At 46.7% G+C, this 23,260-nt stretch carries 21 protein-coding genes and 1 riboswitch; of the genes, 8 read left to right on the forward strand and 13 right to left on the reverse strand.

Annotation, left to right across the window (positions count from 1 at the left end; all coding sequences use genetic code 11):
- Positions 1-87 precede the first annotated feature (87 nt).
- Positions 88-1,689, forward strand: a complete 1,602-nt coding sequence (locus C9I99_RS06905) for an ATP-binding protein (protein WP_107348137.1) — start codon at positions 88-90, stop codon at positions 1,687-1,689.
- A complete protein-coding gene (locus C9I99_RS06910) occupies positions 1,686-2,366 on the forward strand; it encodes a response regulator (RefSeq protein ID WP_208113354.1) in 681 nt (226 codons plus the stop codon). Before C9I99_RS06905 ends, C9I99_RS06910 begins: the two co-directional genes overlap by 4 nt.
- Before the next feature lie 24 nt (positions 2,367-2,390).
- On the opposite strand, the gene C9I99_RS06915 is transcribed toward C9I99_RS06910, so the two are convergent.
- The 3 genes from C9I99_RS06915 to C9I99_RS06925 all read right to left on the reverse strand — a co-directional run bounded on the left by C9I99_RS06915 (position 2,391) and on the right by C9I99_RS06925 (position 4,058).
- A complete protein-coding gene (locus tag C9I99_RS06915; RefSeq protein ID WP_107348138.1) occupies positions 2,391-2,720 on the reverse strand; it encodes a hypothetical protein in 330 nt (109 codons plus the stop codon).
- 116 nt (positions 2,721-2,836) lie between these two features.
- On the reverse strand, positions 2,837-3,364 hold the full coding sequence (locus tag C9I99_RS06920) for a hypothetical protein (RefSeq protein WP_243734340.1): 528 nt from the start codon (positions 3,362-3,364) through the stop codon (positions 2,837-2,839).
- A 94-nt stretch (positions 3,365-3,458) separates the two neighbouring features.
- Positions 3,459-4,058 carry a beta-phosphoglucomutase family hydrolase gene (locus C9I99_RS06925; protein ID WP_107348139.1) on the reverse strand — a complete coding sequence of 200 codons (600 nt, stop codon included), beginning with the start codon at positions 4,056-4,058 and terminating at the stop codon, positions 3,459-3,461.
- A gap of 300 nt (positions 4,059-4,358) precedes the next feature.
- Here C9I99_RS06925 and C9I99_RS06930 point away from each other — a divergent pair, with 300 nt between their 5' ends.
- A complete protein-coding gene (locus C9I99_RS06930) occupies positions 4,359-5,873 on the forward strand; it encodes a Na+/H+ antiporter NhaC family protein (RefSeq protein ID WP_107348140.1) in 1,515 nt (504 codons plus the stop codon).
- Between the two features lie 47 nt (positions 5,874-5,920).
- On the opposite strand, the gene C9I99_RS06935 is transcribed toward C9I99_RS06930, so the two are convergent.
- Together C9I99_RS06935 and C9I99_RS06940 are read right to left on the reverse strand one after the other, a co-directional pair.
- A complete protein-coding gene (locus tag C9I99_RS06935; RefSeq protein ID WP_107348141.1) occupies positions 5,921-6,724 on the reverse strand; it encodes a transporter substrate-binding domain-containing protein in 804 nt (267 codons plus the stop codon).
- 64 nt (positions 6,725-6,788) lie between these two features.
- The gene (locus C9I99_RS06940; RefSeq protein WP_107348142.1) at positions 6,789-7,400 is read right to left on the reverse strand and encodes a TetR/AcrR family transcriptional regulator; all 612 of its coding nucleotides are present in this window, start codon (positions 7,398-7,400) and stop codon (positions 6,789-6,791) included.
- Between the two features lie 146 nt (positions 7,401-7,546).
- Between C9I99_RS06940 and C9I99_RS06945 the strand changes: the two genes are divergently transcribed.
- Together C9I99_RS06945 and C9I99_RS06950 are read left to right on the forward strand one after the other, a co-directional pair.
- Positions 7,547-8,674, forward strand: coding sequence for an efflux RND transporter periplasmic adaptor subunit (locus C9I99_RS06945; protein WP_107348143.1), 1,128 nt, complete (start codon positions 7,547-7,549; stop codon positions 8,672-8,674).
- A gap of 2 nt (positions 8,675-8,676) precedes the next feature.
- Positions 8,677-11,766 (forward strand): efflux RND transporter permease subunit, encoded by a 3,090-nt coding sequence (locus C9I99_RS06950; RefSeq protein ID WP_107348529.1) that lies wholly within the window; start codon positions 8,677-8,679, stop codon positions 11,764-11,766.
- Positions 11,767-11,844: 78 nt separating this feature from the next.
- On the opposite strand, the gene C9I99_RS06955 is transcribed toward C9I99_RS06950, so the two are convergent.
- Together C9I99_RS06955 and C9I99_RS06960 are read right to left on the reverse strand one after the other, a co-directional pair.
- Positions 11,845-12,963 (reverse strand): DnaJ domain-containing protein, encoded by a 1,119-nt coding sequence (locus C9I99_RS06955; RefSeq protein ID WP_107348144.1) that lies wholly within the window; start codon positions 12,961-12,963, stop codon positions 11,845-11,847.
- A 205-nt stretch (positions 12,964-13,168) separates the two neighbouring features.
- Positions 13,169-13,876 (reverse strand): helix-turn-helix domain-containing protein, encoded by a 708-nt coding sequence (locus tag C9I99_RS06960; protein ID WP_107348145.1) that lies wholly within the window; start codon positions 13,874-13,876, stop codon positions 13,169-13,171.
- Positions 13,877-14,422: 546 nt separating this feature from the next.
- Here C9I99_RS06960 and C9I99_RS06965 point away from each other — a divergent pair.
- Positions 14,423-15,739, forward strand: a complete 1,317-nt coding sequence (locus C9I99_RS06965; protein WP_107348146.1) for a glycoside hydrolase family 18 protein — start codon at positions 14,423-14,425, stop codon at positions 15,737-15,739.
- A 289-nt stretch (positions 15,740-16,028) separates the two neighbouring features.
- Positions 16,029-16,122, forward strand: a riboswitch (glycine riboswitch).
- A gap of 100 nt (positions 16,123-16,222) precedes the next feature.
- Positions 16,223-17,593, forward strand: a complete 1,371-nt coding sequence (locus C9I99_RS06970) for an alanine/glycine:cation symporter family protein (protein ID WP_107348147.1) — start codon at positions 16,223-16,225, stop codon at positions 17,591-17,593.
- 79 nt (positions 17,594-17,672) lie between these two features.
- On the opposite strand, the gene C9I99_RS06975 is transcribed toward C9I99_RS06970, so the two are convergent.
- Positions 17,673-18,080 (reverse strand): nuclear transport factor 2 family protein, encoded by a 408-nt coding sequence (locus C9I99_RS06975; protein ID WP_107348148.1) that lies wholly within the window; start codon positions 18,078-18,080, stop codon positions 17,673-17,675.
- Between the two features lie 152 nt (positions 18,081-18,232).
- Positions 18,233-18,895 carry an HAD hydrolase-like protein gene (locus tag C9I99_RS06980; protein ID WP_107348149.1) on the reverse strand — a complete coding sequence of 221 codons (663 nt, stop codon included), beginning with the start codon at positions 18,893-18,895 and terminating at the stop codon, positions 18,233-18,235.
- 364 nt (positions 18,896-19,259) lie between these two features.
- On the opposite strand from C9I99_RS06980, the gene C9I99_RS06985 reads away from it, so the two are divergent.
- Positions 19,260-19,565 (forward strand): high-potential iron-sulfur protein, encoded by a 306-nt coding sequence (locus C9I99_RS06985; RefSeq protein ID WP_107348150.1) that lies wholly within the window; start codon positions 19,260-19,262, stop codon positions 19,563-19,565.
- A gap of 81 nt (positions 19,566-19,646) precedes the next feature.
- On the opposite strand, the gene yegD is transcribed toward C9I99_RS06985, so the two are convergent.
- The 4 genes from yegD to nagB all read right to left on the reverse strand — a co-directional run bounded on the left by yegD (position 19,647) and on the right by nagB (position 23,246).
- A complete protein-coding gene (gene yegD / locus C9I99_RS06990) occupies positions 19,647-20,999 on the reverse strand; it encodes a molecular chaperone (protein WP_107348151.1) in 1,353 nt (450 codons plus the stop codon).
- 113 nt (positions 21,000-21,112) lie between these two features.
- Complete coding sequence (locus C9I99_RS06995; RefSeq protein ID WP_107348152.1) at positions 21,113-21,739, reverse strand: LysE family translocator; 627 nt, start codon at positions 21,737-21,739, stop codon at positions 21,113-21,115.
- Between the two features lie 35 nt (positions 21,740-21,774).
- On the reverse strand, positions 21,775-22,161 hold the full coding sequence (locus tag C9I99_RS07000; RefSeq protein ID WP_107348153.1) for a tautomerase family protein: 387 nt from the start codon (positions 22,159-22,161) through the stop codon (positions 21,775-21,777).
- 284 nt (positions 22,162-22,445) lie between these two features.
- Positions 22,446-23,246 carry a glucosamine-6-phosphate deaminase gene (gene nagB, locus C9I99_RS07005; protein WP_107348154.1) on the reverse strand — a complete coding sequence of 267 codons (801 nt, stop codon included), beginning with the start codon at positions 23,244-23,246 and terminating at the stop codon, positions 22,446-22,448.
- Positions 23,247-23,260: the final 14 nt, after the last annotated feature.

Raw genomic sequence — 23,260 nt, forward strand, 5'->3', positions numbered from 1 at the left:
AGTTAAAAGATATCTAGCACAGTATTTCCACTTCAATTGCAGTTATAATCCGTGCCAAATTTCGAGCTTAATCACACTACCTGTTCAATGAAACTAAAGAGCTACCTTGCCCTGACAACCTTAGCAACGACGTCTTCTATTGTTGTTGTTGTGACGACCTTTATCTTCTACTTACTGCAGAATGCGCATATTAACGGTATCGAAGAGCGAGGCTTGGAGCTGGCACGGGTGCTTGCCCATGATCCTGTGGTCATTGAGGCGGTAAAATCTAAGAACAACCACCAGCCGTTCGAATTACAGGGTTATATAGAAGATATTCGCAGTAAAACCGATGCTTCGTTTATTGTTGTGACCGATCAGCAAGCTTTTCGTCTCACTCACCCAGACCAAGATAAAGTCGGGCTGCATTTCAACGGCGATGACATTTACCCAACCTTAAATCATGGCGTGGACCATACCAGTGTCGCATCCGGCACGCTGGGCAAAGCGATCCGTAACTTCTCGCCCATCATTGATAACGGCCGCATTATCGGCGTGGTCAATATCGGCTATATGTATGATCGCAGCATCGGTATTTTAATGGAGCAATTTGGTAAAATTGCCGGGCTTGTGGCGGTTGTTTACTTACTGGGTGTCAGTATTACCAGTGCGTTTGTGTTCAAGATGAAGCGTACTTTCCTTGATTACGAGCCCGAGATTATCGTTCATAAATTTCGCGAACGTGAGATGATCCTCAACAGCATTCGTGATGGCATTATTGCCATCGATAACAATCACGGTATTAGCACGATGAACCACAGTGCCAGCAAGATGATCTCGATGGGAAAGTTGGGGCCGCATGATTACATTAACCAACCGCTTTCGTCCTTTTCGACCACACTGAGCCATCTGGTGCTGTCCGACAATGACAGCTTCCACCAGGGTAACTTCAACATCGGCAAGCACTCCTATCGTGCCGACATCTACCCTATCAAGCACAACAAAGGCATTAGTGGCCACGTCATTGTTTTTTATGCAAATTTAGATCAAAATGAATTGGAGCGAGAAGTTACGTACCTCAAGAACTATGCTGAGCTGTTACGCAGTAAAACCCATGAATATTCTAACAAGCTCAATGTGCTGTCGGGGATGTTGCAACTGGGTAACTTTGATAGCGCCGTCGATTATATTCAGCAAGAAACAGACAGCTATCAGTCGATTATCCGCAGTATTGTTACCTCAGTAAACGACAGCGCCATTGCCGGATTGCTAATGGCCAAGTTCAACAAGGCGTCTGATCTCGGGGTAGCCTTTACCTTGGATGACGATACCTGCCTGTCCAGCTATGAAAAGGCCATCTCTGAAAAACTGGTCACCATTATCGGCAACCTGATCGACAATGCCCTGCTCGCCGCGTGGCAAAACCGTAATCAGAAGCCTGCGGAAATTCAGCTATACCTGAGCGATCGTAGCCAGCATATTATTATCGAAGTGCAAGATACCGGTGCAGGGGTACCGGCTGAGATCTGTGATTCGATCTTAGAGTTTGGTGTGAGCAGCAAACACGACGACCAACAAAATGGGGTTGGCCTCTACTTGGTCAACCAACTTGTCGATTACTTCCATGGCAGTATCGACTGGGAACGCACTGAACAAGACACCACCTTGTTTAGCCTGTATTTAGACAAACAGATCACAACACGCTTATGACAAAAACAACGGTCATGGTACTGGAAGACGATATTCGCGCCAGCTATACCCTTGAGTCGACCATCAACCAACATCCACAATTTACGGTGGTAGCTGTCAGCGAAAGCTACGCTGATGCGCTGTTGCAATTTAACGCCTTCAAACCCGACTTAGTGTTTGTGGACATCACCCTACCCGATGGCAATGGCTTGGCACTCATCCGTGAGCTACGTGCCCAGAATGTCACCTGCAGCTTTATAATGACTACCGCAGAGCGCGAGGCTGCGACGGTCGAGCAAGCGGTACAGCTGGGTGTGATGGATTATCTGGTCAAGCCGATCCGCATGTCGCGGGTAAACCAAGCGTTGGAAGATTATCTGAAATACCGTCGCACCCTGACCACGGCGGCAACCGTCGACCAAAATGATATCGACCAGTTGTTCCGCAAGTCATCTGCAGCGCCGGTGCGAATGACCCCAAAAGGTATTGACGCGACAACCTTGGCGAATCTCAAACAGATATTAATCAACGAGCAACTACAGGATTTTTCGGCGGATGATATTGGCAAGAAAATGAATGTCAGCCGGATCACCGCCCGCCGCTACCTGGAGTTTCTGGAAACGGAAGGGATGATCAAGTTAGTGCTTAACTACAAAACCGGTGGTAGGCCGCAACGGCTTTATCAGCTGTTGCAGTAATACCGCCAATCAATTTAGTCAGCACTATTTAGGAATATTGAACGACTTCTCGCCTTTACAGGTAAAGGTAAAGTAACGACTGCGTTCATGAAATGCAGAGAAGCCTTGGCCACGGCAATACGCGCCATTTAGCTCATGCATGTAGGCCAAGGTACTTTGATCTTTGACCGAGAAATAACTGTTGTTATCACAGACGATGCGAATTTTACCGTCATCACCTTGCGCGTAAGACTGAACTTTGGATCCACACAAGGTAAAACTGGCTTCGACAAACTCGTCAGCACGCTCATCAACAGATTTGGAACATCCTGCTATTACCAGGGGCAAAAAAGTCACAAGTAGTAAGTTTTTCACGACCGGTCTCCTACACACATATTAGTAAATGTCTAATAATCAGTGTAGTGCGAGTTTGTGATTGCCGTGTCTCAATTCTTGCATAAATAACTTTTTTATTTAATTGAGTGTCAACTTTATCCGTTCATCTGTCTTTTTTTGCCTTTTGGCTCATCAATACGGCGACGGTGCCAGATAGAGTAATGGCGCAGTCCTGCCGGGCCGTGGGCAATAACCACCGACATCACGAGAATGACAATGAACAACTCAGGTTTGTGTTGCGGGATCAAGAAAAAGCTACTGAGCAGGCCTAACTTTAGATAAGTCAGCACACCTTTTAACTGGATGAGCCATAACCGCGATTGGCGAATTTCCAATCCAGTCATAATTAACCCTGTCACCATTGCCATGATCCACCAATGAATCCACAGCGACTTCTCTACCCCGTACAGGATCCCACCCGCACTGCCTGCAATGCCGAGGATGTGCATGGCACGAATAGCCGTTTTACTTAAACGCTGGATCCAAAAGCGGGTTTCAGACATGCCGAACTCTTGATTGTGAGCATTATCGGTGCGCTTTTTTCCTGACGACTGCTTTCGTTCAGGAGGAGAGGCTTTATCAGAAGAGGCTTTATCAGAAGAGGCTTTCGAGGGTTGATTCATGGTAATGACAGGGTATTCAAACAATGCGGTGAAGAATACCCTTTATACCCGCAATTAACTAGGGGCATTATTTTCGAGGTGCTAGGTCGATATCTCAGCGTGGCGCTTTGGTCAACATGGTAATTTTGCCATCAATAACGAGGTAGCAGTCCATTCCCGCTGCATGAGCGGCTCGTTGGCCTAGCTCTGTATCTTCAAACACCACACACTCATGCGGTTCAACCCCGATACGCTTGGCAGCTTCTAGGAAGGTATCAGGATCGGGTTTGTGGTTGTCAACATCATCAGCCGTTACCAACGCATCGAGCATAGGTAGGATGCCCACCTGATCAAGTAAAGGCTCGGCATTGAACAGTCGGCTACCCGTGCCGACGGCTACTTTCTTGGTGCCTTTATTATCCAGGAGGATCTGGTACACCGGCTCAATCACTTCGCCCTTGTAGGGAATATCATCGTAAAACTTGTACTTGGTATTTGCTAAGCGCTCTGTATCAAAGTTCTGGCGGAAGCTTCGGTTGATCTCGTTGGCAATTTTCACACTAGGCATTCCGCCTAAGTGATAAAACCAATCGCGATCAAAGGGGATCTCATGAATCGCACAGGTTTTCTCCCATGCTTCCAAGTGTGCTGGCATTGAATCAACCAGCGTTCCGTCCATATCGAAAATGATACCTTTGTAGCTTGATAAATCCATGTTTCTCCTTGTTTACTTTAACTGTGTTTTGGGCTTCGTTTACCTCCAAAACACCCGTGCATCGTAACGGCACTACATGACACTTATATTGCAATCTCCTCCCTGTGTAAACCTTAACAAGCCCTAGAAAACTGTACACTTGTTCACATTTCGAGCAAAAGAATCTATTAAAGCCATAAAAAATAGCAAATCCTCCCTCACCACCTATACATGCAAATATTTTGCATATATATTCAAACGATACACATTGATATTCACTGTGCCTTTTTTGATATTGGACGTACAGCTAAGGAACGCTACATGGGCCAACCAGACATTACCTCCCTCATACCAATTATTATCACCCTCGCCTTATCCCTCACAACACGAAACGTTGTGATCGGTTTATTTGGCGGTGTTTTCAGTGGCGTCGTAATGCTCAACGGTATTGCACCACTTGATACGTTCGGCACTTTGGTCAAGGACTATCTCGTCCCTCAACTCACCGACAGCTATAACGCAGGCGTGATCGTTCTGCTGGTATTTATTGGTGGCTTTGTCGCGTTGATGGAGCAATCTGGCGGTGGGCAAGCTTTTGCTGCGAAGGTGACCCACTGGGTCAGTAGTAAATGCCGCGCTCAGCTATCATCATGGTTTGGTGGGATTTTTATTTTCTTCTCCGATTTAGGTACGCCACTTATTGTCGGCCCGGTTTTCCGTCCGTTATTTGACAAGCTCAAGCTGTCTCGTCAAAAACTCGCATTCATCATTGATTCTACCTCTTCCCCTGTCGCGATACTGATCCCCTTTATTGGCTGGGGGGTGTACATCATGGGCCTGCTGCAAAAAGAGTTCACTTCACTGGGTGTCGCCATCACTGACTGGGAAGCCTTCGTCAGAGCGATTCCTTTCCAGTTCTATGCATTTTTAGCTATTTTCATTGTCCCCTTGGTCGCAATCAAAAAGCTCGATTTCGGCCCGATGGCCATTGCAGAAGCGAAAGCTCAGCAAGGAATTATTACTGCTGCCAGTACTGATAGCCTAAAGACATTTACGCATAAAAATGCAAAAGCCTCTTTTGTATTCGCGCCACTGCTTGTCATGGCTTTGGTACTGGTCATGATGCTGGCGCCGCTGGGATTCCCGTTTGAAAAGGTATCTGGCTCGGTATTCCGTGCAGCGCTTTCCAGTGCCTACTTCTTTGCTGCAATCACCTTAATTTCTCTGATGGCGTTCTATGGTGTTCGCAAAATTAATGATGGGATCAGCGTTTACCTCAAAGGCATGGGAAACATGATGCAAGTCGCTATTGTCCTCATCTTGGCTTGGACGCTAAGCAGCGTGGGTAAAGAACTGGGTACAGCGGCTTACATTGCAGAACAAGCACAAGCAGGCTTTCCTTATTGGTTAGTACCCGCAGTGGCATTCTTGCTGTCAGCGATTATTTCTTTTGCGACCGGATCGTCTTGGGGTACTTTTGCCATCATGATGCCGCTTGTGATCCCGACAGCCATTGCCATCGATGCCCCATTGTATGCCTGCATTGGTGCTGTACTCTCTGGTGGGTTGTTCGGTGATCACTGCTCACCGATTTCAGAAACTACAATTTTATCGTCGACAGGATCGGGGTGTGATCAGTTTGAGCACTTCAGAACACAGTTACCTTATGCATTGCTCAACGGCTCTATTGCCTTGGTCAGCTTCATCGCGGCGGGTTTGATGCAAAGCCCTGCGGTATTGGCTTTCGCCCTTGTATCACAGGCTTGTATGGTTTACTTGCTGGCAAAATGGCAGCGCAATGCGCAACCTTCACCCGTGAGTTCTACACAAGCATAAACAAGATACAAAACAGTCAGCGGATCACGCTGGCTGTTTTGCTGATCCTACTCCACGTCCATTTTCACCAATCCCCACTTTTTCGCCACACGATCAAAGAAACCCTGGGTTTGCTTCAACTCGATCCAATGGTTTACGTAATTGATCCACACTTGATCTTCTTTGGGCAGCAACATGGCAATGGGAGTAGGTAGGCGCATACCATCAACCTTGGCCACACTGAGCTGCGGATAGCGTTTTACCAAGGTGGCCGCTTCGATATTGGAGGTAACGATCGCAGTCGTTTTGTTATCCAGCAGATATTGATGGGTTAATTTGGCATTTTCGCTAGCGTGTTTTCTCGCATCCGGCAGTAGCTCTTCTACCAAGCTTTGCTGCACAGTACCTGCGGTTGTCGTGAGAATCACCGATGAAGCGTTGAAGTCACTCCATGTGCGAAAACGCTTTGCATTGGCTTTGTTCACGACGGGAACAAAAGCCAGATGGTAATAAGTCTTGCTGTAGCCAGCTAATCTCGCTCGGTGCATATTCAGTGACGCGCTACCCGACATATCGTACTTATCGGTAATCACACCGTTGACCAATTTTTTCCATGACGTTGGCACGTACTCCACCGTCACACCGAGATCTTTGGCTAGTTCGGTAGTGATATCAATATCAAAACCACGATAAAAATTTGTGGCAGGATCGCGCATTGTCATCGGGCTCCAGTCACCCGTTGTCCCGACCCTCAGCACGCCGCGATCGATAATCTCTGTCAGCCGACTTTTAGCGGCATGAGCCGCCCCTGAAAGCAATGACATCAAAATACAAACAATGACAGCTCCACTTTTTATGTGGCATGTCTTCATAGATGCCCCTGATAACCATCACAAAACTTATCTATAAAGATAGCAGTAATTGATCGCGGTAAAATTAACCTTTGGGGCTTTTATAGCCTTGTAAAAACATTGAGACAGTTGATTTTAGGTACTGCTTGCGCTCTTGTTCTGATTCTCCACTCTGCTGACCAAGATATGCCCAATAGACGCTCCGACCATGGCACATCAATAGAAACTGCATCGCCGCATCGGCGCAATTCAAATCACCGGTTAACACGCCTTTAGCAACTAACTGTCCTAAATACTCAGCCAACATTTCTGTTGTATTTCGAGGTCCTGCATTCAAGTAGACGCTTGCAAGATCTGGGTGAGTATCACTTTGTCTTACTGCCGCTTTATATGTATTCAACGCCTCATCACTGAGTAACATATTCTGGAAACGCCAAGCGAAGTCTTCAAGCACTTTTTGAGGCTCTCTGGGATCATCCAACAAGCAGATATCTAGCTGATTTGCAGTACATTTAGCCCGGATACAAGTATCAAATAACTCATCCTTTGTCTTAAAATGTGAATACACCGTTTGCTTGGACACCTGCGCTCTTAATGCGATGGCTTCCATGCTGATACCATAGCCCTGTTCGCAGAACAGCTCTGTCGCAGCCTGTAAAATTTGTTCCCTTTTCTGGGCACTTCTTGCAGTTAACATGCACTTCCCCTTAATTAACAACTCTAATAATTTTTAATACAATCAAACTGGACAGTCTAGTTTATATGGTTTATTTTTTACACATGGACTGGACAGTCTAGTTTATATCCCAATTATTTGGATATCTCAACCTAAGGCAGGGCAAGATGAAAAGGATAACAATCGCCGGTGTCATGATGGCTTCTATGTTACTAGCAGGATGCAATAGCGCTACGACGTCACCACCCGAGCAGCAAATGAACCCGTTGTTGAGTGTCAATACATTCGCGCTAGCCCCTTCCGATCACTACAATGTCGAGCGCGAATATGTCGGGATGATACAAGCTGGGCAACAAGCGAATTTGGGTGCCGAACTGGGTGGCAAAGTAGCCCGTCTCTTGGCTGACATAGGTGACAACGTAAAAGTCGGTGATCCCCTTCTTATTCTCGATACCCAACTTTTAGTGACCCAAGCAGATGAATTACGCGCTCAGCAGTCTCAAATAACCGCTCAACTTGACTTGGTTGAAGCGAGTTTAAAACGTCAGAATTCATTGAAGAAGAAAGGATTCAGTGCCGATTCAGATATTGATGCTCTCAACAGCCAACGTAATGCGCTGCGAGCCAACTACCGACAACTGACGGCAGCTTTAGCTGCCAACCAGCTCAGGCAAGATAAGTCGACCGTCTACGCACCTTATGATGGCACCATCAGTGCTCGTTACATATCAAAAGGTGATGTGATCAATACCGGCACCCCAACCCTTACCCTGCTGTCGTCTACCAGCAAAGAAGCCCATATAGGCATACCCGCTAAACAGCTTACTAAATTGATCGGGCATAACGGTGTGTGGCAGCTTCGGGTTGGCACAAGGGGTTACCCTGTCACCCTGGTAAACCCTGGTGCTCGTGTTGACAGCGGCTCGCGCACCGTCAAACTTCGCTTTGCTTTACCTGAGTCGGCTGACGTTATCGACGGGGAGCTTGCCTATCTGCAATTTAACGATGTATACGATAAGCCCGGCTATTGGATCCCCCTGTCGGCCATGACCGATGGACTCCGCGGGGTCTGGAATGTCTTTGTTCTAAGCGAGCAAGCCCAACAGCATCTTGTTGAGCGTCGATCTATTCAGGTTCTTCATGCCAACGCTGAGCATGCATATGTAACGGGCGCGCTGACACCTGGCGAGCGGATCATTTCAGACGGGCTTCATCGCCTTGTCCCCGGCCAGACTGTGCAACCAATAAAAAAGTTACCACTTCCGCTGAAAACACGCGATGAGGCAGTGTTATGAAGATGGAAGCCATTATCAGCAATACCCGCCTGTTAATATTAGCCATTGCACTCTTGGTCGTGACAGGCCTCTCGGCAATGACGTCGCTACCTAGGGCTGAAGATCCGGTGATCTATAACCGTCATGCCAGCATCATTACCCACTTCCCGGGGGCAACAGCCGAACGGGTTGAAGCGCTTATCACCGAGAAGATAGAAACTGAACTGCGTCAACTGGAAGAGATTAAAGAGCTATCGTCGGTATCCAGACCCGGCATATCCGTCATTCAAGTTGTACTCAATGATGATATCGTCGATTCTGTGCCTGTATGGTCAAGAACAAGGGATAAGCTTTCAGATGTGACACCTTCGTTGCCTGCAGGCTCCACAATACCCGAATTAGAAAGTGACCATGGCTATGCCTTCACCATGATCACAGCCCTCACTTGGCAAGGTGAAAGCCAGCCGGACCTACTGACCTTACGCCGCTATGCCATTGAACTTGGCAACCGGATGCGGATCATGCGCGGTGTAGAGTTCGTCGATACTTATGGCCTGCCTGATGAAGAAATTCAGGTCACGCTTGATCCTGCGGCAACCAGCGCACTTGGCCGCTCTGCCATTTCCTTGTCGCAAGCTATCGATCAGGCGGATGCGAAAAATTCAGCCGGTGAACTGATCAATGGCAATCATCGCTTTGCCTTAGAAGTGTCTGATTCACTGGATACCCTAGACAGAGTTCGCCGTGTACCAATAGCGATGGATGACAATGGTTTTTTGATCAGAGTCGAAGATATTGCAGAGGTTGAGCGAAAGGCAGCATCCCCCCCCGCTAAAATGGGCGTTGTAAACGGAAAGCCTGCGATGATTGTGGCTGCCCGCATGCAGCCAACATTACGTGTTGATCAATGGACTGAACGAATGAATAAACTGTTGGAACAATTCCAGCAGCAGCTTCCTTCTAATATTTCTGTCGATGTCATTTTCGAGCAAGAAAGCTATACCGAAACCCGCCTATCTGATCTTACCGATAGTTTATTGCTTGGTTTTTCAATTATCTTAGTCGTATTGCTACTGACCTTGGGGATCCGCTCTGCCATTATCGTGGCCGTTTCCTTACCGTTAACCAGCCTTGTTACCCTGTCGATGATGAAGTTCACAGGGTTGCCTATCAACCAAATGTCAGTCACCGGTCTGATTGTTGCCCTTGGTATCATGGTCGATAACGCCATTGTGATGGTCGATACCATTCAACATTATCGCCAACAGGGCAAAGAAAAGATTACAGCGGCACTGCAGGCAATCCAGCATTTATGGATCCCGCTGCTTGGTTCGACCCTGACAACAGTACTGGCTTTCGCACCGATCTTCCTCATGCCAGGCCCGGCTGGAGAGTTCGTAGGAGCGATTGCCGTAACCGTATGTTTCTCGTTGGTTGGATCATACTTGATCTCCCACACGCTGGTCGCCGGCTTTGCTTCCCGCCTATTACCTACGACCAATCAGGGTCAACGCTGGTACCATACTGGTATTGTTATTCCTGCGGTGAGCCAACGCTTTGCTGGCACCATTCGTTTGGCCATCAAACACCCACTGCTTACCGCCGGTCTGGTGTGTATTCTGCCATTCACCGGTTTTGGGGCGGCAACGCAACTAACCGAGCAGTTCTTCCCGCCCTCTGATAGGGATATGTTCGAAATACAGCTATTCTTACCTCCGCAAGCCAGCATTTTTGCTACTTCGGAAGCCACTCAGCAGGTGGACGATATCATGGCAAGCTATGAGGGCGTCGAGCAGGTCAGCTGGATAGTCGGCGGCAACTTCCCCTCATTCTATTACAACCTCGTCAGTCGCCAGCAAGGTGCACCTTATTTTGCCCAGGCAATGGTCAAGGTCCGTGATTTCGAGTTGGCCAACACCATCATAGCGCCCCTTCAGGCTGATCTTGATACGCAAATGCCTCATGCCCAGATCCTTGTTAGAAAACTGGAACAGGGTCCTCCGTTCAATGCACCGCTTGAAGTCAGGCTTTATGGCCCGAACCTTGATAGGCTCAAAGCGATTGGTGAAGACATTCGTCTGATCATGGCAAACACACCAAACGTCACCCATACCCGAGAAACGCTACAACCGGGAACACCAAAGGTGTGGCTCAACGTAAACGAGGAGGCGAGCCAGCTCAGTGGTCTAACCCTCAAAGGCTTTGCTGATTTGCTCCAAGCCACCTTTACAGGCCGTTTGAGCGGCAGCATTATCGAGTCGACAGAATCGATCCCTGTCCGGGTTCGGGTTAGCGATCACAACCGTGAGAATATGAGCCAGTTGAGCAGCCTACCGCTGCCCATACAAGCCGACAGTGATCTCATCGGGTTACCTGTTTTTGCTATCGCCGATTTGTCTCTCACCCCTAGCCGAGGGGCGATACCCCGTCGTAACGGGCAACGTGTAAACGTGATTGAAGGCTATATTCGGGCTGGTGTGCTGCCACAAACTGCGCTGGTGCCTTTTCAGGCAAAACTGGATGAATACCGTTCAACGATGCCAAGTGGCTACACCATTGAGTTTGGTGGTGAGTCGGCAGAACGAGATGAATCTGTCGGTAACTTGATGGCAAACCTGACGATGGTGATCACCTTGCTCGTTATGGTTGTCGTACTGTCATTCAACTCATTCCGCTTAAGTCTGGTTATTTTCTTCGTCGGAATACTTTCAGCAGGATTGGGGTTCCTGTCAGTCGCCACATTTGGCTACCCGTTTGGCTTTACCGTTATCATCGGTTTACTCGGTCTGGTCGGCTTAGCCATTAATGCTGCCATCGTGATTCTGGCTGAACTGAAGAGCTGCCCACAAGCCAGTGAAGGTAACCAAGATGCAATCGTTGTCGCCGTAATGAGCTGTACCCGACATATCACCTCAACAACAATCACGACAATTGGGGGGTTCATGCCACTGATCCTATCCGGTGGCGGTTTCTGGCCTCCTTTTGCCGTCACGATTGCAGGCGGTACTTTGCTCACGACCCTGGTCTCATTTTACTTTGTTCCTGCTGCGTTCAAACTGGCAGTGAAGTACAAACCGTTAGCGGTCCGCAACGTGGAATGGCAACCAAGCTAAGCACAACAGCTAGGATGATCGAGCGATGATTGGATAATCGTTGAAAGGATGAATGACGGGCGTGCCCGTCATTCTTTATTACTGGCAGTATTTCTGTAACATACTGTATGAATTAGAAAAGTTGTCATTTGGAAAGTATTCGTTATTGATCAGTAAGCTTTTGCTCTTAGCCCAATTATGGGCAAATGAGCCATTACCATAAGGAATATCGTAAATTTCAAAATGCCGCTCATCACGAGTATAAATCAGGTTCGCGGCCATCCTCCCCGAACGCTGTAAGGTATTTTTGTAGTACTGAAAATCACCCTGGCAGCTTTTAACCACATATGAACCCTTTTCACTGCGTACACTGATATAGTAATTCGCCGTATTTTCGAACTTACTCAGGTGCCATAGACCTGCATCATTGCTCATTTGTATACGGGGTAAAATCACTTCTTTTTCAATCACCACGCTCGACGGCAACTCAGCCTTCGCCGAACTTGGGTTTTCGCTCTCATTTGGATCATGGTGAAGCAGGCGTATAGTCGGCTTACTGACTTTTTGAGGCTCGGGGTTAAGGCTATTCCATCCATTCAGCAACGGCTCTTTCGCAGGCCCCATTGCAAGCCATACCAAAGCGACGGGTGCCGCAAACATCGCCAAGCGCGTCCAATACCGGCTCTGGCCGATGGCTTTAATTTGTTTGGCTACAGCGGGTGTTAACTTTTGTGAGGCCGTCACTAATTGCCCTGATAAATCAGCTTTCGTAACCTCTGTCTTGTCACTGCCTTTTTCACGGCGAAGGCTATCCACTTTAGATTGCAGACGGCGATTTTCACGGCGCAGCACCTGCATATCTTCTTCCATCATCAGCCTATATTTTTTTCCATCTTCTGGCTGTTCAAGCGCAGCTTGGAGTCTTTTTTCCAGGTCTTTATTACGTTGTTGAAGGACCTGGTTTGTTTCTTCAAGCTGCTGGCATTTTTTCTGCCATATCTGGACTTGTTCATTAGACTTGAGGTAGACCGTCTTTAGCGCCTCTTCATCGCCATGTCCAGACAACACCTTTTCATAAGCCTGACTAACCAGTTGCATCATTGACTTTGACCCCCCTTTATCAGGGTGGCAACGGCTTGAAAGAAATTTATATCGCCGCTTTACATCAGCCACTGGTGTATTCTTTTCTATTCCCAGAATATCGAAATATGTTGTCATTCCATTTTTACCGAAAACATTTTCTGAACTAACATCTCATTTTTATTATATGCAGACCAAAGCATATTGCGAGGCCGATTATCTCTATCTGTCGATTTAACACTCAATAAAAGCAAAAAAAAACCTACCACCATAAGTGATAGGCTGTTCTTTGTCCAAATGTGATTACCTCCCGTTATTAAGGGGTAATCATCCCAATATGCCGTCAGGTATGGAGGTTGTGTTTTCGCATCCTGAACTCACCTGGTGAGCACCCCATGTGTTTCTTAAAAACTCGAGAAAAATATGAGACATCTTTAAAGCCTGTTGAGTGGGCAATCTGAGATATTTTCTCTCTGTCAGAGCTCAGTAACCCACAAGCTAAGTCAAGCCGCTTCTTGATAATGTACTGCTTCAAAGTAACGCCCATCACGTTGTGAAACAGACGTGAAAAGTAAGTGGGAGAATAATGGCAAGCATTGGCGAGATCTTCTTCCCTTAACGGTGAGCTGATGTTCTCATCGATGATCTTCAATGCGGGCCTGATTGACAGTTCACGCTGTTCATAACCCTGTACCGGCTCGGCAACAACATTGTGGGTATGAAGCCTGCTGAAACACGCATCAATCTCTTGTTTAGTTGCGTTGGCGGCAATCACATCCTCACCACCAGCTCGGAGGACATTCAAGGCAAGATCGGCATCAAGACTGTGATAGACCACCACAACCTTGGTCTGCGGGAAACGGCCTTTCACCGACTGCAACAATTCAAAACCATTCGACGTTGAGTCTACGACTTCAAGGAAGATCAGCTCCTGACCTGTCATGGTTGACAACAGCTCAAAAGGTGAGACGTCCACCACATCATGTGACATCTTAAGGTTTTCTTTCGCTTCTGCCACTTTATCGAAGTGGCTACAACTAACCCATATCACAGCTTCACCTTAATCTGTTAAGAAAATTACAAACGCATGTCTGTATAAACTCTCCTTGTCATAAAACTTCGTCGCATCATTTATAGTTTTATGTCCGTCAAAAAAGTGACGTCATATTGATAATTAACGTCTATAAACCCAAAAAATTCCAGACGGCGAATTTGTTGCAACTTTAAAGCTATTTTCTCAAAATAATCTGCTATTGTGATGACTTCAACGAGTTAAAGCACATAAATGCCTTTACAAGGCACTCTAATATAGCCAATTCGAATTTCAAAAATATTTTAATTCTAAAAAAGTCTATTTAAATGTTCTATCTCGTATGTTCTTAAAATTATCTTTTGCTCTTTTTCGCCACACACACCGCAAATTTATAGCGCCGGAGCCTCCAAGCAAGAAAGAGACCATATCAACACATTCCCATATACTCCGTCATATCATATCCAACCAATGTCACATTTTTATAAGCCCACTCGCACTAGTTACGTGACTTCTGACATTTTATCCTGACAACTTGAACAATGATTATTTTAGAAGGTGGAATCAATGGCAAAAAGCGGATTCAGGTGTATATTAAAGCGCTCGCTTATCGCTTTTTGTGTTCTCGCCCAGTCATCATTTAGCCTTGCTCATGTACCGCAACTTGTACTGTACTATCCCGACTGGCAAATTTATCAAAAAGCCTCTCCTGTCCTCAGCGAACTGGCTATCGACAACGCCACGCATTTAGTTTATGCCTTTCTTGCCGTCTGTGGTCCAGTCACGCATTCCTCAGAAAACATCCAGCAATTGATGGAAAAACGGTGCGCGGGCAAGCCCATCGGCCATGTGGTTGTCTTGGATGAACATGCGGCACTCAAGGCCAACCTGCGTGGTAACACCTCGCATCAGACGTACTATCGAGGTAACTTTGGCCAACTAAAATATCTCAAAGAACAAAATCCTGATTTAACTATTATTGCCAGTATTGGCGGTTGGACGCTCTCAGAGCCTTTCCATACCGTAACTGCCAACCAGCAGTATCAGGCAAACATGATCCGTAGCATTCGTGCATTGTTAAAAAAATACCCGTTTTTTGGTGGTGTGCAAATAAACTGGGAGTACCCCGGAGGCTATGGGCTATCCGGGTTAGGACTCAACGAACGCGAGTCAGAAAAACAAGGATATACTCAGCTTTTACACGGTGTCAGAGCTGAACTTGATAAATTGGGCAACGAAATGCTCAGCAGTTACGAATTATCGATCACTTACAATGCCAGCCAAAAGCACCGTGGCAGTATCGACTGGCCCAAAGTGAGCCCATTATTAAGCACGGTGTACTTGATGAGCTATGACTACCATGGCCCATGGCGCAATATTGTTGGACATCATACTAACTTACATGAAACACCATTGACCCCTGAAGGATTATCGGTTTCAAGCCAGGTACAGCACCTACTCGAACAATCGATTCCTGCGACAAAAATCCTTATTGGCAGTCCATTTTATGGCCGAGGCTGGAAAGGCGTCGATAATGTTAGCGAAAACAACCTTGAAGCACTCACAGCGAAAGAAATCGATGGCCTCTCCTCTTCACTCACAGAGTCCGGCTTTATTCGTTACAATGATCTTTCTCAGCATTTCCTTGGCAATGAGGAAAATGGGTTTGTCTATTTCTACGATCAACAAGCTGAAGCTGCAGTGCTCTATAATCCGGCATCGAAAGACTACATTACATTCGAATCACCGCGCTCGGCCAAAGCCAAGGCCACCTATGTCAATCAACAGCAATTAGGCGGCATGTTTATCTGGGAGGTCACCGCGGATCATCAAAACCAGTTACTTGATGCCATTTCGAGTGGGTTGGAATCCTCCCCGCAATAGGCCATAGCCAATGAAGATACCTGCATAAAAATCTGGCACGTCAAATCATCCATTTACATTTTGTTGATTTTTTTGAAGACAATCTCATTTTTATCTATTAGTATGTCCGGGAAATTTGAGTTCCGATGAAGACAGCAGGAGAGTGGCACGTACACGTTTTTAAACGTTAAGTACAAGCCCGCCGAAGAAGTAAGCTCGCTATCCCGTTCGCAGCCACTGCAAACAATGGCAAGTAAATCTTTCAGGCACCCTACTCGGTTAAACACTGAGAAAGGTATGGACTGTTGTTGGAGGAGCCTCTGGAGAGATCCGTTTAGTCGGACGCCGAAGGAGCAAACCTGAATTCAGGTGAAACTCTCAGGCAAAAGGACAGAGGAGATAAGATCAACAGCACAGAAAGTAACACCAACATTCTGAAACACCACACAACGGTATAACTGTTGTTCTTTATCTCTTCCTTTGATGTTTAAAGGTAAAGAGAAAATGAACCCACTATATAATTTTTTACAAACTATTGATAACCTCGTTTGGGGCCCACCACTACTTCTTTTGCTCGTAGGTACAGGTGTTTACCTGACAGTTCGTTTAGGACTGATCCAAATCCGCTACCTACCACTCGCTTTGGGCTACCTGTTTAAGGGAAATAAAAACAGCAAGGCAGACGGCGACGTCTCAAGCTTTGCTGCACTTTGCACCGCTCTTTCCGCTACAATCGGTACCGGTAATATTGTCGGTGTTGCAACCGCTATAAAACTGGGTGGTCCGGGTGCCTTATTTTGGATGTGGCTTGCCGCTTTATTTGGCATGGCAACAAAATATGCAGAGTGTCTGTTGGCAGTGAAATACCGCGAGGTTGATGCTAACGGTCAAATGCTTGGCGGCCCGATGTACTACATTGAAAAGGGAACCGGTCAAAAATGGCTCGCACGTATGTTTGCCGTATTTGCACTCGGCGTAGCCTGTTTTGGTATTGGTACTTTCCCCCAAGCCAATGCCATTGTTGACGCAGCCTACCTATCATTTGAGATCCCGCGTGAAATCACTGTCGTGGTTCTCACGTTCCTTGTGGCAGTGGTCACCCTTGGCGGTGTGAAATCTATTGCCAACGTCGCCAGCAAAGTCGTGCCGTTCATGGCCGTGTTTTACATCATTGCCTGTGTCATTGTTCTTGGCTCACAATACAGCGCGATCCCTGAGGCTATTCAGCTTGTGGTGCAATCGGCCTTTACCGGTCATGCCGCAACAGGTGGTTTTGTTGGTGCCGGTATCATGCTGGCTATCCAGTCTGGTATTGCCCGTGGTGTCTTCTCGAACGAGTCGGGCCTAGGTAGTGCACCTATGGCAGCCGCGGCAGCAAAAACAGATTCCTGTGTAGAGCAAGGCTTGATTTCGATGACAGGGACTTTCTTCGATACCATCATCATTTGTACCATGACAGGTCTTACTTTGGTGGTCACGGGGGCTTGGCAGAGTGATTATGCGGGTGCAGCGATGACCAGTTATGCCTTTGCCAGCGGGTTGGACTCTAGTTTCATTGGCCCTATGATGGTCACTATCGGTCTGATGTTCTTCGCCTTTACGACTATTTTAGGCTGGAACTACTACGGTGAGCGCTGTGTTACATACCTATTTGGTGTAAAAGCTATCCTTCCCTACAAGGTATTCTTCCTGGTATTGATTGCGGCTGGCGCCTTTATGAAGCTGGATATGATTTGGCTGATTGCCGATATCGTTAATGGCTTGATGGCTGTCCCGAACCTAATTGGTTTGATCTTGCTACGTGACGTGGTTGTATCGGAAACCAAAGCGTTTTTCCAACAACTGAATCCACCAACGCAAGCACAAACAATTTGAATGCGGTGAGTTAAAAATAACACCCAGCGCACAGTCCGTTGACCAAACACCCTTCGACAAAAACATCGAGGGGTGTTTTTTATTCTAGACGCCGGGTTAGTTGCTGGTATACATCAAAGCTACTGTCCTCGAGACGGCAATCAACAATCTTATCCCCTTGGTGTTTGAAGTAAGCCATCCCTGTCATCATGACTTTTTGTTTTTTCGCTGGGATCTTTGCCCATCCCCCGCAATACAGAGCATGACATTGGTAAACAACGACAGTTTTGTTGTCATCGCTAACCGTATCAATAATTCGGAAGGTAACATCTCTGAACCGCTGCCCCCACACCGTAATAAAGTTGAGGTACTCAGTATGACTGAGCAGGTAGCTCTTTCCACCGGGGACGTGGAAATGAAAAGGATCGGTAGCTAACGCCTGTAGCCTGGTACTGTTAGCGTTAGACCAAACATCATTAAACCATTGCAGAACCCACTTCTCATCCATGTGATATAACTCCAAGTCCGCTGCTTACTCACATTTAGCATAGAACTTATAGAGCCTTCTACCTAATCATCTGTAGCGATATGACCGTTGATTTTGTCTCACTCAGAGCCAGCGCCGTTATCGATCGCCATTAACCTGTGGGCGCTAAACAGTTATGCCGACAAAGCTAGCCGCGAAAATGCCGCCTGATAATGCGCAAGATTCGGAATATGCGTGTGGGGACCATTAACGATACCAACTTCAACATAATCGTAGCCCAACTCTTGTGATGCATGCTTGTTACGATCCCCTTTGGCAAACACAACACGGCGTTCAAATACAACACCAGAGTCTTGCTTGGCACGAAAAGCAGCCAACGCCATAATTTCAGTTCGGCTTAGTGCATCAGATGCTGAGGTAAAAGTCAGATTACTAACATCAAAACCTGCTGCACGCAGTTTCAATTTCGCTGTCGATGCCCAGCCACTGGTCGCGATAGCAATATATGTATCTTGGAGATCTTTCATTTTTGTCAAAAATGCTTTCGCCCCCATCGCTTCACTCACTGTCTCTGGGTATTCCTTGATAGCTTGTTGAACCAAACTGGAAAAGCGATTTTCTACTTTACGATGAATCAGTGATCGACTCTCGGCAATAGCGTATTTAGCGATGAGCTCGTCTAATACACCTGCATCCGTCAGATTGGCGTATTGGCTTAGGTCTGTATCCATTTCAATTCCTAGCACTTCATTGACTGCTTTAACATAACAATCCAACTCTAGGTCATGTGAATCCACCAGCGCCCCATCAATATCCAATAAAAACAAATTTGCCATTTTTTATCCTTATGACTCGCTGCATTCGACGCAAGATAATGCGCTTGTAAAAAAAATGTTGCAACCCTTAATTTAAACCAACCTGTAAAATCTTGTTTCAAATCAAGCCTTATTTGTCAGTACGTTACTCACTGCATGATAGCTTTCACCACTAACTGTTCACTTATCAATCAATGGCCTCCCCTTACCACGACCAACACCTGAGCAAAGTATAACCACAAAATATAACAAACAGATTAATATCATCACATTTTTGACCCAACATTACCTTGTGATCCGTATTACTCTTGTATAGCAACATAAAAAGTCAGATCAAAAACTAAAAACAAAGTCGTTAATTGTGAGCAATAAGAAAGGTAGTAATATGAAATACACTGCAAATAGAAGGAATTTCCTCAAACTTGGGCTTGCCAGTATCATCGGTATTACTGTTGGTAAAGAGTTATTGGTTAAGCCTGCTCATGCCGCAGACTTGCCCCAACTGACTGAGGATGACCCTCAAGCAAAAGCCCTTCAATACGTTCATCAAGCAGCAGACAGTGAAAAACATTGTGGTAATTGTGCCCTTATTCAGGGTAATGAGGGAGACGAGTGGCGTCCTTGTGCTATCTTCCCCGGCAAAGCCGTCAACACCAATGGCTGGTGTAGCGCTTGGGTGAAGAAGCCTTAATGCGCAGTTTTATTTAAGCAACAAGATGTAAAATGAAAGCCTGCCTATCAATAGCCAGGCTTTTTTATTGCTCCATTTGGATTATTTGAAGCAATGATCAGCCCAGCGGGCCAGTCCGGCAGTGACCGAGCCAAAATAACTACCACTCACAACCGGTATTCCCGGTAATTGCTGCTCGATACAAGCACGCAGGATCGGCGAGCGTGCTGTGCCCCCTGTCATATAGACGACATCAGGCTTAATACCGCTTTGCTCAATGGCATCGGTTACCAGCTGGCTAATGTGTACTCTTGGCGCTTCAATCGCCTGAGCCATTTGCTGCTGGCTAACTTCAACTTCAAGTAAAGAAGATAGATGCGACAGCGCTAGGCTATGTACCGGTGAGTCAGATAGTGCAATCTTGCACTCTTCGGCTTTTCGCACAAGCTGATAGCCCAGAGTCTCACGATACACTTTTAGCAGGTGCAGCAACTTTTCAGGCTCAGCAGCATCGCGCTGTAGCTGCTTCAATACCGCAAGATTGGCTGAGCCATAAAAATCCGTTTGGGCAACCACGTTATTGATGGCGATGGGGTTCCAGAATTGACCGATCGGCATATCAATCCCTTTCTGGGTTTTACTCCCCAACCCGAGTTGCGGCATAATTTGGCGAAAAGCCAGATAGATATCAAGATCATTACCGCCAACGCGCAAACCGGTATGGGCCAGTAAACTATCGGTACGATCGACTTTACCTGCCCAACTTGGCCCCATCTGGATCATTGAACAGTCTGTCGTACCGCCACCGATATCGACCACCAACACGGTTTTGTCTTCTGTCAGAGTGCTTTCGTATTCAAGGCCGGCAGCGACAGGCTCGAACTGAAACTCAATGTGTTCAAAGCCGGCTCGCTTGGCTGCCTGGCGCAATATCGCTTCCGCCTGCTGGTTGGCTTTTTCACCACCGGAGCCCTGGAAATTGACTGGACGGCCAATCATGGTACTGGTGATGGCTTTATCTAGCTGGGCTTCTGCCTTGCACTTGATATTGCTCATCATGGCACAGACCAGATCTTCAAAAAAACGGATTTGCACATCGCGCAAACCGTTAGCGCCCAAGAATGATTTAGGGGATTTTACGTAATAGACTTCTTCAGGATCTTCGAGGTACAGATCGAGGGCGGCTTGACCAAAAAGCAAATCACCTTTCTCGACAATAATGTCTTCTTCACGGTTAAAGGCTATTGCGCGGCGCAGAACCTGTTCACCCAAGTCATCAACGGGCTGCACGCCCATATAACGGTAAAGATACTCACTTACCGCTTCTCGAGTTGGTGCACATAATGTCGAAGGGATGAAACTGTTTTCACCTTCCAGAGCCAACATGCGTGGCTGGCCATGCTCCATGACAGCTACGGAACAATTGGCCGTGCCATAATCAAAACCGATAAACATGTTATCCTCCGAACCAAGAAAAGCCGGCCATCATACTGAAATTAGCCATTAGTTCAATCAGGAGTTTATAACAATGCCCGGTCTATACGATTAATTTCCCCGTTAGGTGCCTATCATCTCTGTTTCATCAACGCGACAGCCAAGCCAGACGTTATAAACGTGACGCCAGCACCGATATTTAAGCCAGCCACAAACTTTGGCTTTTTACTGAGCCAACAGCTAAGCCGTGATGAGAACACCCCCATCATGCTGAACCCCATCGCTGTCAGCACGGCAAACCACACCCCATAAACAACCATCTGTACAGTCACCGAGCCCAGTTCAGGATTAACAAATTGAGGAACGAACGCCAGTACAAACATACCTGGTTTGGGGTTAAGAGCCGCTGAAAAGAACCCTGTTGAAAAGATCGTTTTTAATGATTGTTCTTTTGCTGCCTCGAGCGTAAATAGGCTCCTGGATCGTAATACTTTAATTCCCAACCAAATTAAATATGCCGCACCAATCGCTTTGACTATATAGAAAACCACCTCAGAGGTTTGGATTAATAAGGTAAGCCCAAAGGTTGCGGCAAAAACATGAAACAGAATACCGGCACCAGAAGAGCAACCCGACACAACCGCTGCGAGCTTTCCCTGGCTTAACCCTCGACCAATAGCCAGTAAGTTGTCAGGTCCCGGAGAGATCACTAATAACACGCAAGCCAGCGTATAGGCAAAAAAAACGTCAAGTGGAAACATAACACTCCTTGTTATTTAATCGTTTACCAAGATAATTACACCTTCACTTGGTACGTAAGATCAGTGACCTCATCACCGGTCATACCCCGAAAACCCCAGCAGTGTGCAGGCTGCTCCTTGATAATAATTTCAATATCAACAGGCAACAGACCCAAAGTATTTTCAATCTCAGTAAATAATGATTTGATTAATGCCTTCTTTGTCTCGTCTCTGCGCCCTTGCATCATGTTTATTTCAATGACTGTATAGGCATCACTTCGACTACCGGGGTAATAAAAGTCTTCTTTTTCCATAGGGAAAAAGCGATGAGAACGTTTATCGTCTGGTAGTCCAAGCTCCCTATTCATACAATATTGAATAACGTCGGAAAGTCTCGATTTTATCGGGTTGAGGTTGTTCTTAATGCCATAAATAATAATCATCATAGTTCCATTGATGCATTGCCCAACCTCAAAATATCGCGCAGATGAGTATTAATTAAAATATGAGATCATGACATTACGTCAGTTAATCATTATTAATTTCATAATTTGTGAAGTAAGCCGTAACTTAGCATGCTGTTTATTCACGGTGAGTGACAATACACACAAATGGCGACTGAGTAATTTAAGCGCTAACGTATAACGAACATAGAAAAAACCGGTCATCGGCTGAATTGAGTAAATCACCCAATCTACAGCACATGAATAACCGGTTGATACTGGTGTTAAAGCCCTTTGATGCTTTGTGCTTCCAGCTCGGTAAAATATCTCAGCGTCTTGACCTTCAGCTCCTGGGTGGCCGGCGCATCACACGCAATAACGGTCTTTGGGTGTAGCTGAAGTGCCGATACTGTCCATAGGTGGTTTACCGATCCTTCCACAGCCGCTTCCAACGCCAGGGCCTTGTTGTGGCCAGTGATCAAAAGCAGTATTTCTTCTGAGTCCAACAAGGTGCCGACCCCAATTGTCAGGGCTGATTTTGGCACCTGATGAATATCGGAGTCGAAGAATCGCGAATTGGCGATACGGGTATCTTCGGTGAGGGTCTTCACTCGTGTCCGCGAGGCCAGCGAGGAGGCCGGTTCGTTGAAAGCAATATGGCCGTCATTACCTACTCCCCCCATGAACAAATGTATTTTCCCGTAGGCTTTGATCTTCGCTTCATACCGCTGGCATTCCGCTTCGTTGTCACCGGTATTACCGTCTAGCAGGTTGATGTTCTCTCGCGGAATATCAATATGGTTAAAGAAATTGTCGAACATGAATGTGCGGTATGACTGTGGGTGATCCGCTGTGATCCCGACATACTCGTCCATATTGAACGTAACGACATGCTTGAAACTGACATCCCCTTCGCGGTGCATTTGAATCAGCTCACGATAGGTCGCCAGTGGCGTGCCGCCGGTCGGTAGGCCGAGAACAAACGGACGCTCTGCAGTTGGTTGATAGTCATTGATGCGCTTGGCAATATGTCTTGCCGCCCACTTGCCAACCTGGCTGCAGCTTTGTAGTGGTATCAATCGCATTGTTCTCTCCTGGT

It is taken from the genome of Photobacterium lutimaris, from assembly GCF_003025555.1.
GTDB classification, from domain to species: domain Bacteria; phylum Pseudomonadota; class Gammaproteobacteria; order Enterobacterales; family Vibrionaceae; genus Photobacterium; species Photobacterium lutimaris.

What these genes read in the sequence shown, in the direction of transcription:
- C9I99_RS06905 (WP_107348137.1), top strand. Translation starts at nt 88, where the DNA reads ATGAAACTAAAGAGCTACCTTGCCCTGACAACCTTAGCAACGACGTCT.
- C9I99_RS06910 (WP_208113354.1), top strand. Translation starts at nt 1,686, where the DNA reads ATGACAAAAACAACGGTCATGGTACTGGAAGACGATATTCGCGCCAGC.
- C9I99_RS06920 (WP_243734340.1), bottom strand. Translation starts at nt 3,364, where the DNA reads ATGAATCAACCCTCGAAAGCCTCTTCTGATAAAGCCTCTTCTGATAAA.
- C9I99_RS06925 (WP_107348139.1), bottom strand. Translation starts at nt 4,058, where the DNA reads ATGGATTTATCAAGCTACAAAGGTATCATTTTCGATATGGACGGAACG.
- C9I99_RS06930 (WP_107348140.1), top strand. Translation starts at nt 4,359, where the DNA reads ATGGGCCAACCAGACATTACCTCCCTCATACCAATTATTATCACCCTC.
- C9I99_RS06935 (WP_107348141.1), bottom strand. Translation starts at nt 6,724, where the DNA reads ATGAAGACATGCCACATAAAAAGTGGAGCTGTCATTGTTTGTATTTTG.
- C9I99_RS06940 (WP_107348142.1), bottom strand. Translation starts at nt 7,400, where the DNA reads ATGTTAACTGCAAGAAGTGCCCAGAAAAGGGAACAAATTTTACAGGCT.
- C9I99_RS06945 (WP_107348143.1), top strand. Translation starts at nt 7,547, where the DNA reads ATGAAAAGGATAACAATCGCCGGTGTCATGATGGCTTCTATGTTACTA.
- C9I99_RS06950 (WP_107348529.1), top strand. Translation starts at nt 8,677, where the DNA reads ATGGAAGCCATTATCAGCAATACCCGCCTGTTAATATTAGCCATTGCA.
- C9I99_RS06955 (WP_107348144.1), bottom strand. Translation starts at nt 12,963, where the DNA reads ATGACAACATATTTCGATATTCTGGGAATAGAAAAGAATACACCAGTG.
- C9I99_RS06965 (WP_107348146.1), top strand. Translation starts at nt 14,423, where the DNA reads ATGGCAAAAAGCGGATTCAGGTGTATATTAAAGCGCTCGCTTATCGCT.
- C9I99_RS06970 (WP_107348147.1), top strand. Translation starts at nt 16,223, where the DNA reads ATGAACCCACTATATAATTTTTTACAAACTATTGATAACCTCGTTTGG.
- C9I99_RS06975 (WP_107348148.1), bottom strand. Translation starts at nt 18,080, where the DNA reads ATGGATGAGAAGTGGGTTCTGCAATGGTTTAATGATGTTTGGTCTAAC.
- C9I99_RS06980 (WP_107348149.1), bottom strand. Translation starts at nt 18,895, where the DNA reads ATGGCAAATTTGTTTTTATTGGATATTGATGGGGCGCTGGTGGATTCA.
- C9I99_RS06985 (WP_107348150.1), top strand. Translation starts at nt 19,260, where the DNA reads ATGAAATACACTGCAAATAGAAGGAATTTCCTCAAACTTGGGCTTGCC.
- yegD (WP_107348151.1), bottom strand. Translation starts at nt 20,999, where the DNA reads ATGTTTATCGGTTTTGATTATGGCACGGCCAATTGTTCCGTAGCTGTC.
- C9I99_RS06995 (WP_107348152.1), bottom strand. Translation starts at nt 21,739, where the DNA reads ATGTTTCCACTTGACGTTTTTTTTGCCTATACGCTGGCTTGCGTGTTA.
- C9I99_RS07000 (WP_107348153.1), bottom strand. Translation starts at nt 22,161, where the DNA reads ATGATTATTATTTATGGCATTAAGAACAACCTCAACCCGATAAAATCG.
- nagB (WP_107348154.1), bottom strand. Translation starts at nt 23,246, where the DNA reads ATGCGATTGATACCACTACAAAGCTGCAGCCAGGTTGGCAAGTGGGCG.